Annotated in this window: 19 protein-coding genes; 11 read left to right on the forward strand and 8 right to left on the reverse strand. The window is 71.8% G+C overall.

Annotated elements, in window-relative coordinates; genetic code table 11:
* Positions 1 to 2: 2 nt before the first annotated feature.
* Genes AB0M92_RS32360 through AB0M92_RS32370 form a run of 3 tightly spaced genes read left to right on the forward strand, consistent with a single transcriptional unit; the run spans position 3 to position 2,292 of the window.
* The gene (locus AB0M92_RS32360; RefSeq protein ID WP_030158514.1) at positions 3 to 1,145 is read left to right on the forward strand and encodes an NADH-quinone oxidoreductase subunit D; all 1,143 of its coding nucleotides are present in this window, start codon (positions 3 to 5) and stop codon (positions 1,143 to 1,145) included.
* Positions 1,146 to 1,199: 54 nt separating this feature from the next.
* Complete coding sequence (locus AB0M92_RS32365; RefSeq protein WP_366105895.1) at positions 1,200 to 2,048, forward strand: arylamine N-acetyltransferase; 849 nt, start codon at positions 1,200 to 1,202, stop codon at positions 2,046 to 2,048.
* 28 nt (positions 2,049 to 2,076) lie between these two features.
* A complete protein-coding gene (locus tag AB0M92_RS32370; RefSeq protein WP_366105896.1) occupies positions 2,077 to 2,292 on the forward strand; it encodes a hypothetical protein in 216 nt (71 codons plus the stop codon).
* Positions 2,293 to 2,310: 18 nt separating this feature from the next.
* Here AB0M92_RS32370 and AB0M92_RS32375 read toward each other — a convergent pair whose 3' ends face one another.
* The 4 genes from AB0M92_RS32375 to AB0M92_RS32390 all read right to left on the reverse strand — a co-directional run bounded on the left by AB0M92_RS32375 (position 2,311) and on the right by AB0M92_RS32390 (position 5,984).
* Positions 2,311 to 3,387, reverse strand: a complete 1,077-nt coding sequence (locus tag AB0M92_RS32375; protein ID WP_366105897.1) for a hypothetical protein — start codon at positions 3,385 to 3,387, stop codon at positions 2,311 to 2,313.
* A gap of 101 nt (positions 3,388 to 3,488) precedes the next feature.
* Positions 3,489 to 4,481 (reverse strand): ABC transporter substrate-binding protein, encoded by a 993-nt coding sequence (locus tag AB0M92_RS32380; RefSeq protein ID WP_366105898.1) that lies wholly within the window; start codon positions 4,479 to 4,481, stop codon positions 3,489 to 3,491.
* 80 nt (positions 4,482 to 4,561) lie between these two features.
* Positions 4,562 to 5,227, reverse strand: coding sequence for an ABC transporter permease (locus AB0M92_RS32385; protein WP_366105899.1), 666 nt, complete (start codon positions 5,225 to 5,227; stop codon positions 4,562 to 4,564).
* A 4-nt stretch (positions 5,228 to 5,231) separates the two neighbouring features.
* Positions 5,232 to 5,984 (reverse strand): ABC transporter permease, encoded by a 753-nt coding sequence (locus AB0M92_RS32390; protein WP_366105900.1) that lies wholly within the window; start codon positions 5,982 to 5,984, stop codon positions 5,232 to 5,234.
* Between the two features lie 153 nt (positions 5,985 to 6,137).
* Between AB0M92_RS32390 and AB0M92_RS32395 the strand changes: the two genes are divergently transcribed.
* Complete coding sequence (locus tag AB0M92_RS32395) at positions 6,138 to 7,106, forward strand: betaine/proline/choline family ABC transporter ATP-binding protein (RefSeq protein WP_366105901.1); 969 nt, start codon at positions 6,138 to 6,140, stop codon at positions 7,104 to 7,106.
* A gap of 49 nt (positions 7,107 to 7,155) precedes the next feature.
* Here the strand turns inward: AB0M92_RS32395 and AB0M92_RS32400 are convergent, their stop codons facing one another.
* Entirely contained in the window at positions 7,156 to 8,265 is a 1,110-nt protein-coding gene (locus AB0M92_RS32400; RefSeq protein WP_366105902.1) for an alpha/beta hydrolase-fold protein, read from the reverse strand.
* Between the two features lie 152 nt (positions 8,266 to 8,417).
* Between AB0M92_RS32400 and AB0M92_RS32405 the strand changes: the two genes are divergently transcribed.
* The 6 genes from AB0M92_RS32405 (at position 8,418) to AB0M92_RS32430 (ending at position 13,481) form a co-directional block, all read left to right on the forward strand.
* Positions 8,418 to 10,277, forward strand: a complete 1,860-nt coding sequence (locus AB0M92_RS32405) for a phosphatidylglycerol lysyltransferase domain-containing protein (RefSeq protein WP_366105903.1) — start codon at positions 8,418 to 8,420, stop codon at positions 10,275 to 10,277.
* 214 nt (positions 10,278 to 10,491) lie between these two features.
* Positions 10,492 to 11,364: a dihydropteroate synthase gene (gene folP / locus AB0M92_RS32410; protein WP_366105905.1), complete on the forward strand. Its 873-nt coding sequence runs from the start codon at positions 10,492 to 10,494 to the stop codon at positions 11,362 to 11,364.
* A gap of 22 nt (positions 11,365 to 11,386) precedes the next feature.
* On the forward strand, positions 11,387 to 11,830 hold the full coding sequence (locus tag AB0M92_RS32415; RefSeq protein ID WP_078865047.1) for a nuclear transport factor 2 family protein: 444 nt from the start codon (positions 11,387 to 11,389) through the stop codon (positions 11,828 to 11,830).
* A gap of 130 nt (positions 11,831 to 11,960) precedes the next feature.
* Complete coding sequence (gene folB / locus AB0M92_RS32420) at positions 11,961 to 12,320, forward strand: dihydroneopterin aldolase (RefSeq protein WP_030158540.1); 360 nt, start codon at positions 11,961 to 11,963, stop codon at positions 12,318 to 12,320.
* Positions 12,317 to 12,925: a 2-amino-4-hydroxy-6-hydroxymethyldihydropteridine diphosphokinase gene (gene folK / locus AB0M92_RS32425; protein ID WP_366105906.1), complete on the forward strand. Its 609-nt coding sequence runs from the start codon at positions 12,317 to 12,319 to the stop codon at positions 12,923 to 12,925. Before folB ends, folK begins: the two co-directional genes overlap by 4 nt.
* Before the next feature lie 67 nt (positions 12,926 to 12,992).
* Positions 12,993 to 13,481: a DUF3180 domain-containing protein gene (locus tag AB0M92_RS32430; RefSeq protein ID WP_359179478.1), complete on the forward strand. Its 489-nt coding sequence runs from the start codon at positions 12,993 to 12,995 to the stop codon at positions 13,479 to 13,481.
* A gap of 74 nt (positions 13,482 to 13,555) precedes the next feature.
* Here AB0M92_RS32430 and AB0M92_RS32435 read toward each other — a convergent pair whose 3' ends face one another.
* Positions 13,556 to 13,792: a hypothetical protein gene (locus AB0M92_RS32435; protein WP_366105909.1), complete on the reverse strand. Its 237-nt coding sequence runs from the start codon at positions 13,790 to 13,792 to the stop codon at positions 13,556 to 13,558.
* 137 nt (positions 13,793 to 13,929) lie between these two features.
* On the opposite strand from AB0M92_RS32435, the gene AB0M92_RS32440 reads away from it, so the two are divergent.
* Positions 13,930 to 14,997: a helix-turn-helix transcriptional regulator gene (locus AB0M92_RS32440; RefSeq protein ID WP_366105910.1), complete on the forward strand. Its 1,068-nt coding sequence runs from the start codon at positions 13,930 to 13,932 to the stop codon at positions 14,995 to 14,997.
* Here the strand turns inward: AB0M92_RS32440 and AB0M92_RS32445 are convergent.
* Positions 14,975 to 15,535 carry a hypothetical protein gene (locus AB0M92_RS32445; protein WP_366105911.1) on the reverse strand — a complete coding sequence of 187 codons (561 nt, stop codon included), beginning with the start codon at positions 15,533 to 15,535 and terminating at the stop codon, positions 14,975 to 14,977. The two genes, AB0M92_RS32440 and AB0M92_RS32445, sit on opposite strands and share 23 nt — an antisense overlap.
* Positions 15,532 to 15,759, reverse strand: a complete 228-nt coding sequence (locus AB0M92_RS32450) for a chorismate mutase (protein ID WP_366105912.1) — start codon at positions 15,757 to 15,759, stop codon at positions 15,532 to 15,534. The genes AB0M92_RS32445 and AB0M92_RS32450 overlap by 4 nt, the downstream gene beginning before the upstream one ends.
* Positions 15,760 to 15,778 lie beyond the last annotated feature (19 nt).

Genomic DNA, 15,778 nt, shown 5'->3' on the forward strand with positions numbered 1-15,778 from the left:
CCATGACGGAGACCACGGTCGGTATCGGCGGAGCGGCGGAGAGCACCGACATGGTGCTCAACATCGGACCCCAGCACCCTTCCACGCACGGCGTGCTGCGCCTGCGTCTCGTCCTGGACGGCGAACGCATCGTCAGCGCCGAGCCCGTCGTCGGCTACATGCACCGCGGCGCCGAGAAGCTCTTCGAGGCGCGCGACTACCGCCAGATCGTGATGCTCGCCAACCGCCACGACTGGCTGTCCGCGTTCTCCAACGAGCTCGGCGTGGTCATGGCCGTCGAGCGGATGCTCGGCATGGAGGTTCCCGAGCGGGCCGTGTGGATGCGGACCCTGCTCGCCGAGCTGAACCGGGTGCTGAACCACCTGATGTTCCTCGGCTCGTACCCCCTCGAACTGGGCGGGATCACCCCGATCTTCCACGCGTTCCGCGAGCGCGAGGAGCTCCAGGCCGTGATGGAGGAGATCTCCGGCGGCCGCATGCACTACATGTTCAACCGCGTCGGCGGCCTCAAGGAGGACCTCCCGGCGGGCTGGCTCGGCCGGGCGCGCGCCGCGATCGCCGACGTCCGCACCCGCATGGACGTCTACGACAAGCTCGTCCACGGCAACGAGATCTTCCGCGGCCGCACGCGCGGGGTGGGCGTACTGTCCGCCGAGGCGGTGCACGCGTACGGGGTCTCCGGCCCGATCGCCCGCGCCTCCGGCGTCGACTTCGACCTGCGCCGCGACGAGCCGTACCTGGCGTACGGGGAGCTCCAGGACGTCCTGAAGGTGGTCACCCGCACCGAGGGCGACTGCCTGGCCCGCTTCGAGTGCCTGCTGGACCAGACCCACAACGCCCTCGACCTGGCCGTGGCCTGCCTGGACCGGATGGCCGAGCTGCCGCCCGGTCCGATCAACCAGCGCCTGCCGAAGGTGCTGAAGGCGCCCGAGGGGGCCACGTACGCCTGGACCGAGAACCCCCTCGGCATCAACGGCTACTACCTCGTCTCCAAGGGCGAGAAGACCCCGTACCGGCTGAAGCTGCGCTCCGCCTCCTACAACAACATCCAGGCGCTGGCGGTGCTGCTGCCGGGACAGCTGGTCGCGGACATGGTGGCGATCCTGGGCTCGCTGTTCTTCGTCGTGGGAGACATCGACAAGTGATAAGACCGGGGAACTCCCGCGCCTGAGCGGGCGTTTCCTGCTTAGGGTGCGGACATGACCCCTGGCCTGTTCGACGGCTACCTGCGGCGGCTCGGCTTCGCGCGGCCGCCCCGGCCCACCGCGGAGGCGCTGTTCGCGCTCCAGCGCGCCCACGTCGAGCGCATACCGTACGAGAACCTCGGCATCCAGCTCGGCCGGCCGCCCGGCATCGACCCCGAGCTGTCGGTACGCCGGATCGCGGCCGGACGCGGCGGTTACTGCTTCCACCTCAACGGGGCCTTCGCGGTGCTCCTGGAGGGCCTCGGCTTCGACGTGACCCGGCACCTGGCGGGCGTCATCGGCCGGGACGAGCGCGAGCGCAGGGACGTCAACGGCGACCACCTCGCGCTGACGGTCCGGGTCGGCGGCGAGGAGTTCTTCGTCGACACCGGGCTCGGCGACGGCCCGTACGAGCCGCTGCCGCTGCGCGTCGGAACGTACCGGCAGGGGGAGTTCACCTACGAACTGCACCCGCTGGACGGGGAGCTGCCCGGCTGGCGGTACGTCTACGAGGCGGGGCCCTTCCCGGTGGTCAACATGCTCGCGGCGCCGGCGGCGGTTCCGGCCGACTTCGAGGCCACGCACGTACGGCTGTCGTCCTCGCAGGACTCGGGCTTCGTACGGACCCTCGCGCTGCTGCGGCGCGATGCCCACGGCATCGACGCGCTGCGGGGCCGGGTGCTGAGCCGCACCGAGCCCGGGAAGGGGACGACCGAGCGGGTCCTGGACACGCCGGGCGAGTTCTGGGCGGTGGTGGGCGGCGTCTTCGGGCGCGAACTCGACGACCTTTCCCCGGCGGACCGGAGGACCCTGTGGGAGCGGGTCTGCGCGGCCCACGAGTCATGGCTGGCCGCCCGGCGCTGATGTCGGTACGGGGGTGCAGACTTGGGGCATGTCCCTCTCCCCCCGACGGGCCTGCCCCGCATGCGGGCGCGACTGCGCCGTGACCGCCGGCCGGATCGCCCGCCACGACCCTCCCGCCGGCCGCACCCGGGCCGACCTGATCTCCTGCCCGGGCTCGCGTGCCCGCGTGGTGCTCGGCGCCTCGGCCCCGACCCTGGACGGCTTCACCCTCCCGCCCCTGCCGGGCCAGCTCCCGCTGTTCTGAGGGCCGGCGGGCGTCCGCCTACGAGATGGCGGTGCGCAGGCGGACGACGTCGATCGGTTCCGTCTCGTCGTGGGCCGTCAGGTCGATGACCTGGCCCACCGCGCGCTGTTCGGGAGTGGCCTGCTTGAAGCCCTGCTCCTTGACCGGCAGCTCGGCGGCGGCCGGCTCCGCCCGGGCGGACTCCGCCTCGTGGACCGCGAGGGCCTCCGCGCCGACCACGTCGGCCAGGTCCTCGTTCTGGACCGACTCGATCACGGCGCGGGCCTGGGCCGCGTTCTTCGTACCGAAGAAGTCGAAGCCGCCCTCGACGCGGGACGCCGAGCGGCGCGCGGCCGAGTACGGGGCCACCGCGGCGGCCGGGCGGCGCGCCGGTACGGCGCCCGGGCGGGCGTGCCCGGCCTCCAACGCCATCGGCTCGGCGGCGGCCTTGGCCTGCAGCATCTTCGGCTGGGACGGCTCGGCCCCGCCCTCGCCCGGGGCCTTCGCCTCCGCCTTCTCCTTCGCCTCCGCCTTGCGGACCAGGGCCGCCATCGCGGCGTTGGCCCGGGCGTAGCCCACGCTGGTGGGTGCCCCGCTCGACGTGCGCTCCTCGGTCACCGCCGGGAGCTCCTTCGGGGCCGCCGGGGAGGCCGGGGCCGCCGAGGCCTCGATGGCGAGCAGCCGGCGGCCCTCCAGGGCGCTGGCCCGTTCGGTCTCGGCGGTGGCGTACCGCCGCAGCAGCGCGGCGTGCTCGCCGCGCAGCCCCGCGAGTTCGACCCGCTTGGCCCGCAGCTTCGCGTCCAGCTTGGCGCGCAGGGCCCGGGCCTCTTCGAGGTCGGACTCCAGCTCGGCTATCCGTTCCTCGGTCTTCCACTCGTCCTTGACCCGCTCGCGCGCGAGCTCGGCCACGCGGCGACCGGCCGCGCGGTCCCAGGCGCGCATGAGGACGGCGCCGGACACGCCCGCCGCACCCGCGAGGGCCACGAGCAGGCGCAGGGGCAAAGGTTCCGCGAGCAGCCAGGCCGCGGCCGCACTGGCGACGGAGACTCCGGCCACGGTCGTCGGCGTGAGCAGCCGGTGCAGGGGTTCGGGATTGCGGTGGCGTCCACGGGGCATGGCCTGAAATTTACAGGGCGTGGAGGTCCAGTGGGGTAACTGCCCGGCAATCTGTGGCCGGGCAGTTACCCGTCATTTCTCCACCAAACCCGTAGCTACTGCTACTTCGTCAGGCCCTTCGCCTTCAGATACGCCTTCGCGGCGTCCGCCGGCTTCTCGCGCAGGGCGTCCACCTGCTTGTTCAACTCGACGAGGTCGGCGGTCGTGAGGACCTTGGTCAGCTTGTCGAGGGCGGCCGCGATCTCAGGGGATCCGGCGTCCTTGGCGTTGACCACCGGCAGGACGTTGTCGGCGTTCTGGAGCTTCTTGTCGTCCTCCAGCAGGACCAGACCGAAGGTGTCGAGCGTGGCGTCGGTGGTCGTGGTGAGCGCCAGCTGGTCCACGCCGTCCTTGACCGCCTGCTTGGCCTGCGGGGTGCCGACGCCCTTCGGGTCGATGCCGGAAGCGTCGATTCCGTAGGTCTTCTTCAACCCCGGCGCGCAGAAGGGCCGTACGGCGCATTCGTCACCCGCCGCGATCTTCACCTTCAGACCCGACTTGCCAAGATCGGAAAGCGTCTTCAGGTTGTTCTTCTGGGCGAATTCCTTCGACACCGCGAACGCGTTCTGGTCGACCGCCGGGCCCGCGGGCAGCGCCTTCAGGCCGAGCGGCGCCGCCAGCTTCTCCAGCCCCGCGACCGTCGCCGCCACGTCGCTCGACGCGACCGGCTTCTCCTCCGGCGCCTTCGGACCGTTCACCTTGGCGTTGAGGAACTCCGCGAGGGTGGCCGCGTACTCCGGGACGACGTCGATCTCGCCCTTCTCCAGCGAGGGCTCGTACAGCTCGCGGTTGTTCACCGTGGTGATCGACGTGCTGTAGCCCGCGTCCTTGAGCACCTGCGCGTACAGCTCCGCCAGCACGTTGGACTCCGTGAACCCGGCCGCGCCGATCACGATCTTGCCCTTGGCGGAACCGGAACCGGAGTCGGAGGGAGCCGAGGCTCCCGACCCGGTGTCCTTGCTCTTCTCCAGGCTGTCGCCGCCGCACGCGGCGAGGGAGGCGGTCAGGGCCGCCGCCCCCAGTACGGCGCCGAGGACGCGCGTGGACTTGCTCATCTTGTGCTCCTCCAAGGGAGTGGGAACGACCAACGGACGAGGAAGGGCCCGCGGGGACGGGCGGACGGCGGGCGCACGGGTCAGCGCGCCGCCGGGCGCGGGAAGAGCCGGTCCGCCGCCACCAGGGCGCCCTCGACCAGCAGTGCCAGCGCCGCCACCAGCAGTGCCCCCGCGAAGACCTGCGGGGTGTTGTACGTGTTGAAGCCCGCGGTGATGATCCGGCCGAGGCCGCCCTGGCCGACCATGGCCGCGATCGTGGCCGTCGCGATCACCTGGACGGCGCCCGAGCGCAGCCCGGTCATCACCAGCTCGCGCGCGAGCGGCAGTTCCACCCGCCAGAACAGCTGCCCGCCGGACATGCCCATGCCCCGGGCGGCCTCCACCACCGAGCGGTCCACCTCGCGCATGCCCACGTACGCATTGGTCAGCAGCGGCGGTACGGCGAAGAGCACGAGCGCGACGATGGTGGGCAGATAGCCCGCGCTGCGCAGCGGCGAGACCATGAACAGGGCCAGCACCGCGAAGACGGGGACGGCCCGCCCGATGTTGGAGATGTTGATCGCGAGCGCCCCGCCCTTGCCGATGTGGCCGAGCCACAGGCCGATCGGCAGGGCCAGCGCGCAGGCGATGGCGAGGGAGATCCCGCTCACGTAGACGTGCTCGCCGAGCCGGTGCCACACCCCGTTCTCCCCGGCCCAGTTGGCCCCGTCCGCCAGCCAGTCCCAGGCCTGTCCCAGCACGCCCATGGCCTCAGGCCCCCTTCGTCGGAGTCGTCGCGGCGGGCGGAGCGGGCTCGGTGGGGACCGGCTTCACGCGCCGGGCCGTCCGCGGTGCGCGCGTCGCCCGCGTCCACGGCGTGAGCAGCCGCTGCACGCCGAGCAACAGCAGGTCCGCCGCCAGGGCGAGCAGCACGCACAGCACGGAGGCCGTGAGCACCTGGGCCTTGAAGGAGCTGTTGACCGCGGGTGCGATGAGGTTGCCCAGGCCGCCCTTGCCGACGATGGAGCCGACGGTGGTCAGCGCCACCGTGGACACCGTGGCGATCCGCACCCCGGCGAGCAGCGCGGGCAGCGCCAACGGCAGTTCGACCTGCCAGAGCAGCCGCCCCGGCCCGTACCCCATCCCGCGCGCCGCCTCGCGCACCTCCTCGGGGACGGCTTCCAGGCCGGCCATCGCGTTGCGGACGAGGATGGTCAGCGAATACAGCACCAGCCCGGTCACCACGAGCGAGGCCGAGAGCCCGAACAGCGGCAGCAGCAGGGAGAACATGGCGAGCGAGGGGACCGTGTAGAGCAGGGTGGTCAGGCCCAGTACGGGCGCGGACCAGCGCCGGCCCCGGCGGGCCAGCAGGGCCAGCGGCAGGGACACCACGAGGCCGACAAGCACCGACACGCCCGTGATCCACACATGTTGGACCGTGGCGTCGGTGAGCTCCTGGGAGCGGGACGTGACGTAGTCCCAGCAGATCCAGTCGTTCGCCACCAGGCAGTTCTGCCCTGCCATGCCCTCACCCCCTGCCGCCATTGCGTACACCCGTCCGAACGGGCTCGGTCACAAGCGACCATAACCCCCGGGGCGGACAACGGCCGGAAACCTTCGCGCCGGGGTAATACTCCCGTCACAAACAACCCGCGGCGTGTGGGGGAGGATGGGCATGTGATCCGATTCGAGCATGTGACCAAGCGCTACCCCGACGGGACCACGGCCGTCGAGGACCTGTCCTTCGAGGTGGCGGAGGGTGAGCTGGTCACGCTCGTGGGCCCGTCCGGCTGCGGCAAGACGACCACGATGAAGATGGTCAACCGGCTCATCGAGCCGACCTCCGGCCGGATCCTGATCGGCGGCGAGGACATCGCGAGCGCCGACCCGGTCGAACTGCGCCGGCACATCGGGTACGTCATCCAGCAGGTCGGGCTGTTCCCGCACAAGACGGTGCTGGAGAACACCGCGACCGTCCCGCAGCTGATCGGCACCCCCAAGGCGAAGGCCCGCGCCCGGGCCGCCGAGCTCCTCGAACTGGTGGGGCTGGATCCGGCCGTCTACGGGGGCCGGTATCCGGAGCAGCTGTCAGGCGGGCAGCGCCAGCGCGTCGGCGTCGCGCGCGCCCTGGCGGCCGATCCGCCGGTGCTGCTGATGGACGAGCCGTTCGGGGCGGTGGACCCGGTGGTCCGCGAGCGCCTCCAGAACGAGTTCCTGGCGCTCCAGCGGACGGTGCGCAAGACGATCCTGCTGGTCACGCACGACCTGGAGGAGGCGATCCGGCTCGGCGACCGCATCGCCGTCTACGGCGCGGGCACCATCGAGCAGTTCGCCCGCCCGGCCGCGGTGCTGGCCGCGCCCGCCACCGAGTACGTGGCCTCCTTCGTCGGCGCGGACCGGGGCCTGAAGCACCTCGCGGTCACCCCTGTGGAGCGGGCCGACCTGGCGCGGGCGGGCGCGGACGGGAAGGCCCCCACCGCCGAAGTGGCGCTGGGGGCGAGTCTGCGGGAGGCACTGGCACTGCTGCTGCAGGAGGACTCCGGCCGGATCGGGGTCACGGACCCGGACTCCGGTGAGCTGGTCGGCGTACTGACCCCGGAGGGGGTCCACCGGGCGCTGCGCCGGGCCCAGCTGCAAGAGGCGTAGGGCCGACGGGCACGGCCCCGCGCCGGGGCCGGCCGGGGCTGGCCGGGGGTCAGGCCTGGATGCGGTCGCTCATCCACACCAGCATCGACGGGATCTCGCGGCGCCAGGTGTTGAAGTTGTGGCCGCCGCTGTCGAGGATGATCGAGGAGACCCGGTCCGGGCCCTTGACCAGCTTGATGAACTTCTTGGTGTCGTCGAGGTTGGGCTCGCCCGTCTCGCTGCTGGTGACCAGGAACGACGTACCGGTCGGCTTCTTGTGCTCGATGCTGTGCAGGACGTCCGCGCGCTTCTTCAGCTTGTCGTCGCCCTGGAACAGGTTGCCGGTGGTCGCGTCGTTCGCCGCCTCGTAGTACGCGGACAGACCCGCGGCGGCGCCGAAGGTCTGCGGGTAGTGCGCGGCGATCTTCAGGGCGCAGTAGCCGCCCGTCGAGTTCCCGATGAAGCCCATGTTCTGCGGCTTCTTGCCGACCCGGAAGGTCGCCTGGATGGCCTGCGGCAGGTCCTCGGCGAAGAAGGTCTCGGTCTGCGGTCCGCCGGGTATGTCCACGCACTCGGTGTCGCGCGGCGGCGCGATGGTCGGGCGCAGCATCACCAGGATCATCGGCTTCATCTTGCCCGCCTTGGCCTGCTTGAAGGCCGTCATCGGGTAGTTCAGCCCTTTGATCAGGTTCTCGGCGGTGCCCGGGTAGCCCGTCAGCACGATGGAGGCCGGAAAGTTCTGCTGCTTGTGCTGCGGCTGGAAGTACTCCGGCGGCAGCCACACGTAGCCGGGGCTCGTTATTTTCGACTTCTGCCCGGTTATGGCAACCTTCAGGATCTGTCCGCCGACCTGGGGCTGGGCCCCGCCCGGCACGTCGAGCTTCTGCTTGTCGACGACCTTGATGTCCTTGCTGCTCATGGAGTGGTCCACGACCTTGCCGACAGATGTCTGCTGGCCGAACAGGTCCGCCCACGAGCCGTAGAAGGAGAAGGACTTGTTCGCCGCCAGGCCCACGGCCGAGAACAGCGCCAGCTGGGTCGCGAGCAGGAGCCCGACCCGGCCGAGCAGCGCACGCCAGGTGCGGCCGGCGAGCCGGGGCCAGAACCACACCGTGGCTGCGAACAGCAGCACACCGGCGATGATGGCCAGCGCCAGAACCGTATTACTGGTGAGACCCATGAGCAGTCAGTCGACTTTCTGATGGCAGGACTAGTTTTTCTCGGCGGAAGAGTGAACCCGCTCGACCCCGATGTCGTCCTAGTGGACGCACCACACTCCGGAGGCTGTCGCGGCCTTCGGCCACATGATCTCTCGCGGAGCAACGGGAAGCGATGTCTAGCAGGATAGATGGCGATAAGTCGGGACAGGTTCCGAAGCAGGTCCGCCGAATCTTCCGCGGCCCACGACCGGAGTCGGTGCCCGGGCTCGTAGGTACGGCCGTCATGATCGTCGGCCTTCTGGACATCGCGGCGGGCGTGTTCCCGCGGTTCCGGCACAGCCGCATCCACGCGGTCACCGAAGTGCTGCCCGGTTCGCTGGGCCCGTTCGCAGCCGCCCTCGCCATCAGCGCGGGCGTCCTGCTCCTCCTGCTCGCCCACGGCCTCAAGCGCCGCAAGCGCCGTGCCTGGCGGGCGGCCGTCGTCCTGCTCCCGGCCGGGGCCGCGGCGCAGTTCATGTACCGGCACTCCGTCATCAGCGTGGTCATCGCGGCGGTGCTCCTGGGGCTCATCGTGCGCCACCAGGGTGAATTCAAGGCCCTGCCCGACCCGCGCAGCCGCTGGAAGGCGCTGGCCAACTTCGTGCTGATGAGCGCCGGCTCCATCGGCCTCGGTCTGGTCATCGTCAACTCCCACCCGGGCAAGGTCGTCGGCCATCCGGGTATTTACGAGCAGATCAGCCACGTCGTGTACGGGCTCTTCGGCATGGAGGGGCCGGTCGACTACGCCGGCCGGGTCTCGTGGACCGTCGGCTACTCGCTCGGCGCCCTCGGCATGCTGACCGCGCTCACCACCATCTACCTGGCCTTCCGCCCCGAGCACCCGGCCGCCCGGCTCACCACCGACGACGAGACCAAGCTGCGCGAGCTGCTCGCCAGGCACGGCGGCCGCGACTCGCTGGGCCACTTCGCGCTCCGCCGCGACAAGGCCGTCGTCTTCTCCCCCAGCGGAAAGGCCGCCGTCACCTACCGCGTCGTCTCCGGCGTGATGCTCGCCTCCGGCGACCCCATCGGCGACGTCGAGGCCTGGCCCGGCGCCATCGAGCGGTTCATGGAGGAGGCCAAGGCCCACTCCTGGACCCCGGCCGTCGTGGGCTGCAGCGAGACCGGCGGCGAGGTCTGGACCCGCGAGACCGGGCTGGACGCCCTGGAGCTGGGCGACGAGGCGATCGTCGACGTCAAAGACTTCTCGCTCACCGGCCGCCCCATGCGCAACGTCCGCCAGATGGTGAAGCGCATCGAGCGCAACGGCTACACCACCAAGGTCCGCCGCGTCAGCGAGCTGACCGAGGAGGAGCTGGAGCAGGTCCGCGGCGCGGCCGTCGCCTGGCGCGGCACCGACACGGAGCGCGGCTTCTCCATGGCCCTGGGCCGCGTCGGCGACGAGGGAGACGGCGACTGCTACATCGCCACCGCCCACCGGGTCGAGGAGGGCGACACCAGCCCGTTCGGCGACCTCAAGGCCATCCAGCACTTCGTGCCGTGGGGCAAGGACGGCATGTCGCTGGAGATGATGCGCCGCGACCGCGCCGCCGACCCGGGCATGAACGAGCTGCTGATCGTCGCCTCCCTGCAGCAGGCCCCCGACCTCGGCATCGAGAAGGTCTCCCTGAACTTCGCGATGTTCCGCGCGGCCCTGGCCCGCGGCGAGAAGATCGGCGCGGGCCCGGTCCTGCGCATGTGGCGCAGCCTGCTGGTCTTCCTGTCCCGCTGGTTCCAGATCGAGTCGCTGTACAAGTTCAACGAGAAGTTCCGGCCCCGCTGGGAGCCGCGCTTCATGGTCTACCGCAGCAGCCGCGACCTGCCCCGCATCGGCTTCGCCGTGATGCAGGCCGAGGGCTTCGTCACGCTGGCCCTGCCGCGGCTGTTCGCGAGCCGCCGCCGTCCCAAGCCGGTCCGCACCTGCGCCCACACGCACCTGAGCACGCCGGTGCCCGCCCAGGCCAAGCAGGAGCGCGAAGTCCAGGTCGCCTGATCCGGGGGCCGGGAGCCGGGAGCCGGGGAACCCCGGCGTGCCGGAACCCGAGCCCTGGAACCCCCGGGTCCGGGGGTCCCGGAGCCTCTGAGCCCGGTCCGCCGCACCGTCGGCGGACCGGGCTCCGCCGTTCCGCGGCCCGGGCGGCGGTGCGCGGCCCGGGCCCCGGTCCCCGCATACGGCCCGGCCAGGACACCGGCCCTACCCTGGAGCCATGAACATCGAGCGCGGGGCCGCCGGCAGGGGCCGGGTCGCAGGCCTGCCGGAATGGGACCGCTGCGGGGTCATGGGCGTCGTCAACGTCACCCCCGACTCCTTCTCCGACGGGGGGCGCTGGTTCGACACCACCGCGGCCGTCAAGCGCGGCCTCGACCTCGTCGCCCGGGGCGCCGACCTCGTCGACGTCGGCGGCGAGTCCACCCGCCCCGGCGCCACCCGCGTCGACGAGGAGGAGGAGCTGCGCCGCGTCGTCCCCGTGGTGCGCGGCCTGGCCTCCGAGGGGATCACCGTCTCCGTCGACACCATGCGCGCCTCCGTCGCCGCCCGGGCCGTGGCCGCCGGCGCCACGCTGGTCAACGACGTCAGCGGCGGCCTCGCCGACCCCGGCATGATCCCGGCCGTCGCCGCCGCCGAGGTGCCCTTCGTGGTGATGCACTGGCGCGGCTTCAGCGACGGCATGAACAAGCTGGCCGTGTACGAGGACGTCGTCGCCGAGGTCACCGCCGAGCTCCGGATCCGCATCGAGGCCGTCGTGGCCGGCGGGATCGCCCCCGAACGGCTCCTGGTCGACCCCGGCCTCGGCTTCGCGAAGATGGCCGAGCACGACCTGGCCCTGGTCGCCCACCTCCCCGAGCTGCGCGCCCTCGGCTTCCCGCTGCTGGTCGCCGCCTCGCGGAAGCGTTTCCTCGGCCGGATCCTGGCCGGCGCCGCCGATGCCGCCCCGCCGCCCGCCCGCGAGCGCGACGCCGCCACGGCCGCCGTCTCCGCCATCGCGGCCCACCAGGGCGCGTGGGCGGTACGGGTCCACGAAGTACGGGCGACCGCCGACGCGGTTCGGGTGGCCCGAGCCGTGGAAGGAGCGCTGTGACCATCGAACTGGAAGGAGCACGGTGAGCAGAACCGACATCGAAGCGGTCGACGAGGTCAACACGGCCTTCTACGAGGCCATGGAACGGGGGGACTTCGACGCACTGTCGGCGCTCTGGCTTGAGGACGAGATCTCCTGCGTGCACCCGGGCTGGCCCGTGCTCTCCGGCCGCGGGGAGGTGCTGCGCTCGTACGCGCTGATCATGTCCCACACCGACTACATCCAGTTCTTCCTCACCGACACGAAAGTCGCCGTCATAGGCGACACCGCACTGGTGACGTGCACGGAGAACATCCTCAGCGGCGGGCCCGCCGAGGACGGCGGGGAGCTCGGACCGCTCGTCGGCCAGCTGGTCGTCGCCACGAATGTGTTCCGACGCACATCGGAGGGCTGGCGCCTCTGGTCCCACCACGGTTCTCCCGTGCTGACGGACTCCGCCGAGGACGAGGAAGAGGACCCCGCCTGACCCCACCGGCGGGGGCCGAGGTCTTTCGCAGGTAAATTCGAAGACGGACGACGCCGACCGCACTCGGCGCAGGCCCATGGATCCGGGGAGTCCCGGACCGGAAGCACCTACGAAAGCAGGAGTGATTCGCGTGGATCGTGTCGCGCTGCGCGGCCTCAAGGCTCGCGGGCACCACGGCGTCTTCCCCCGGGAACGCGAAGAGGGCCAGACCTTCATCGTCGACCTCGTGCTGCACATCGACACCCGCCCCGCGGCGGCCGACGACGACCTGGCGAAGACCGTGCACTACGGGGTCGTCGCCGAAGAGGTCGTCGATGTGGTCCAGGGAGAGCCCGTCGACCTGATCGAGACCCTCGCCGAGCGGATCGCCCAGCAGTGCCTCAAGCACGAAGCGGTGGCACAGGTGGAGGTCGTCGTCCACAAACCGGACGCCCCCATCACCGTCCCCTTCGACGACGTGACCATCACGATCACCCGGAGCCGCGTGTGAACAACGGATTGAACGCCCCGAGCGACCCCACCGTCCAGCCCGTGCCCGCATCCGTCGTCCGGACGGTGGACGCTGCGGACACCACCCTCTCCAACCCCAAGTGGGCCGTCATCGCGCTCGGCGCGAACCTCGGCAACCGCCTGGAGACCCTGCAGGGCGCCATCGACGCCCTCGGCGACACCCCGGGCCTGCGGGTCAAGGCCGTCTCCCCCGTCTACGAGACCGAGCCCTGGGGCGTCGAGCCCGGCTCGCAGCCCTCGTACCTCAACGCGGTCGTGGCGCTGAAGACGACCCTGCCGCCGTCCTCCCTGCTGGAGCGCGGCCAGGCCATCGAGGAGGCCTTCGACCGCGTCCGCGAGGAGCGCTGGGGCCCGCGCACGATCGACGTCGACATCGTGTCGTACGCCGACGTGGTCTCGGACGACCCGGTCCTCACCCTCCCGCACCCGCGGGCCCACCAGCGGGCCTTCGTCCTGGCCCCGTGGAACGACATCGACCCCGAGGCGCAGATCCCGGGCCGCGGCCCCGTCGCCGCTCTGCTGGCCGGAATCGGCCTGGCGGGCGTCACGCCGCGCCCGGACCTGGAACTCCGCCTGCCCGAGTAGTCGTTAACCTGTGGCTGGAGCCGCGGACGTCGACGGGTCCGCGGCGCGGAAAGCGGGGAACGGGCACGTGAAGCAACTGAGGCCGGCGGTCCTGGCAGGGATCTTCGCCGTCGCCGGGGTGCTGTCCTGGGCGGGCGCCCGGCTGTGGAACGCGTACGGGACCCTGCCGGGCGTCCCGCTCGCCGCACCCGTCGTGCTGGGCGCCATCGCGGTCGTCCTGCTGGCCACGGCCCTCTCGCTGCGCGCCCGCCTCAAGGCGCAGCGCGAGCGCAGGCCGGGCGCCAAGGGCGTGGAGCCGCTGATGGCGGCCCGCGCGGTCGTCTTCGGCCAGGCCAGCGCGCTCGTCGCGGCCCTCGTGGCGGGCATGTACGGCGGCGTGGGCGTCTTCCTGCTGATGGACTCCCTCGACGTCCCGGCCCGCCGCGACCAGACCTGGTACGCCGGCTTCGCGGTGCTGGCGGGCGCGGCCGTCATCGCCGCCGCCCTCTTCCTGGAGCACGTCCTCAAACTTCCGGAAGACGACGACACGACCCCCCAGACCCCCTCCCGAGCCTGATCTCCGCGCGGCCGCCCGCCCGCGGCCCGGACGCGGCCCGGACGCGGTGCGCCGAGGCCTGCGCCGAGGTCCTGCTAGGACCAGCCGTTGTCGAGCGTCACCTGCGGGACGGGGGCCGACCAGCCGTTGTCTGCGACGACCCGGTCCGAGGGGGTGTCACCCACAGCGGAGTGGCCGATAATGAGCGCCACTGCCGCTGCGAGGCCAGAGACGAGCAGGGTGATTCGTACGGTGAACGAGTGCATTGTGATCCTTTTCGTGATGCGTGACACGAACGCGATAGGGGCATAACGGGCGGCGCTGTAGGTCATGCAGCGCTCGCTTCCTGCGTCGCCGGGCTCCGGCCTGCCCTGCGACGCTGTCAGCCTGCCGTGTTTGACTTTGCCTAGGGAGACCCCCTGACCTGCGGTATTCACGCCTGTCGCAAACACGAAGGGTGGAAATCGATATGGACCATGCCGAGCAGGGCGCCCAGACCGTGGAGCTGACGCCCGCCGGCCTGGCGCTCTACGAATACGCGGCCGGCATCCCCTCCTTCACGAGGGAGGAGGCCAGTGCCGCGCTGGGCCTCGCACGGCCGGAATTGAGCGCTGCCATCGAACGGCTCGAAGAGCTGCGGCTGCTGCGCCGCGACGCCGATCAGCCCGACCGGCTCACCGTCGTCTCGCCGCAGTTCGCGGCGGGCCAGCTGCTGTGGCCCCTGGAGCGCGAGATCCGCCGTCAGACCGAGGACGTGGAGCGGATCCGCACGGCGTTCGCCGCGCTCGGCCCCTGCTACCAGAACGGCCGCCAGCGCCAGCAGCGCAAGGACGTCGAGCTGCTCACCGATCTGGACGACGTACGGCGCATGATCGACGAGCTGACGGACAGCTGCCGGACCGAGGCGCTGCACGTCCAGCCGGGCGGCGCACGGGACCCGGAGGCCCTGCTCAAGGCGCGCGGCAGCATGGGTCGGCTGCTCGGCCGCGGTGTGAGCAGCCGCTCCATCTACCAGCACCCGGCCCGCTACAGCCAGCACACGGTGGAGTTCGCCGAGTGGATGATGGAGCGCGGTGCGGAGGTGCGGACCCTGGCGGACGGCCCGGACCGCATGCTGGTCTACGACCGCAAGGCGGCGGTGGTCAGCGTCGAGGGCAATTCCGCGCACGCGCTCGTCGTGTACGAACCCAACCTCGTCGCCTTCATGGTGTCCTCGTTCGAGACGGCGTGGCGGGCCGCCGACCCCTTCCCCGTGGGCTTCGACCGCGAGTGGGCCAAGCAGGTCTCCGACGATCTCCGCCACTCGATCGTCCGGCTGCTGACCGAGGGACTGGACGACAAGGCCATCTCCCGGCGCCTGGGCATGTCCATGCGGACCGTGCAGCGGCACGTCGCCGAGATCATGCGCACCCTCGACACGAAGAGCCGTTTCCAGACCGGCTACCTGGTGGGCCTGGAGGAGGCGGGCGGCGCCGCGGGCGGCCTCACCGCCGAGGGGCCGGCCGCCGAGGACCTCACCACAGAGGAACGGCCCTAGGGCGGCCCACCGACCGGCGGCTGTGCCCGAGCGTCATCGCGCGGATCACCTCCGGGGTGATCCGCCCGGCGAGCAGCGCGTCCATCACGGCGCCGAGCGCCGCCGCGAGCCGCAGGTTCTCGTCGTGCGGATCGTGGAGCCCGGCGAGCGCCGGGTCCAGCCACGCCAGCCCGGCCGGCGGGGGGCCGGGCAGGGTCATCACGTACTCGTACTCGGTCTCGTACGGCCCCCTGTGCGGCGCCCGCAGCCACCAGGCCGCCGCCGGCCCGGCCGACTCCAGCGGCGGTACCGGCGGGGTGACCGGCAGGGGCGTCCGCCCGGTCAGCCGGCGGACGGCCTCCGCGGCGGCGTCGGCGGCGTCGGCGGTGTCCGCGGGATCGGCGCCGTGCGATAACACCGCGTGCGGCAGCTGCGGTGAGTCTCCGGGGACCACCCCCAGCAGCCACGGCGTGCCGGGGGTGCCCGGGGTGCCGGGGGTCCGCGCGTACACGAAACAGCGCAGCGCCGAGCTCTTCGGGGCGGTGGCGGGGAGGGTCACCGGGCGGGCATCCGGTCGGGCAGCCCGAGCAGCAGCAGGGCCAGGTTGACGCCCGGACGGCCGAACTCCTCCCGGTAGCGGTCGATGACGACGTTCTCTTCGGCGAGGGAGGTGCGCGAGCCGCCCGAGTTCACCCGGGCGTGCGTCTGTTGCCGGGCGGCCGCCGCACGGCGGCCCACGAGGCGGATGATCTGCTGGTCGAGGGTGGCGATCTCGTCTGACATGGGGCTCTCCGTTGTCGTT

It is taken from the genome of Streptomyces sp. NPDC051582, assembly GCF_040681715.1.
Classification (GTDB): Bacteria; Actinomycetota; Actinomycetes; order Streptomycetales; family Streptomycetaceae; genus Streptomyces.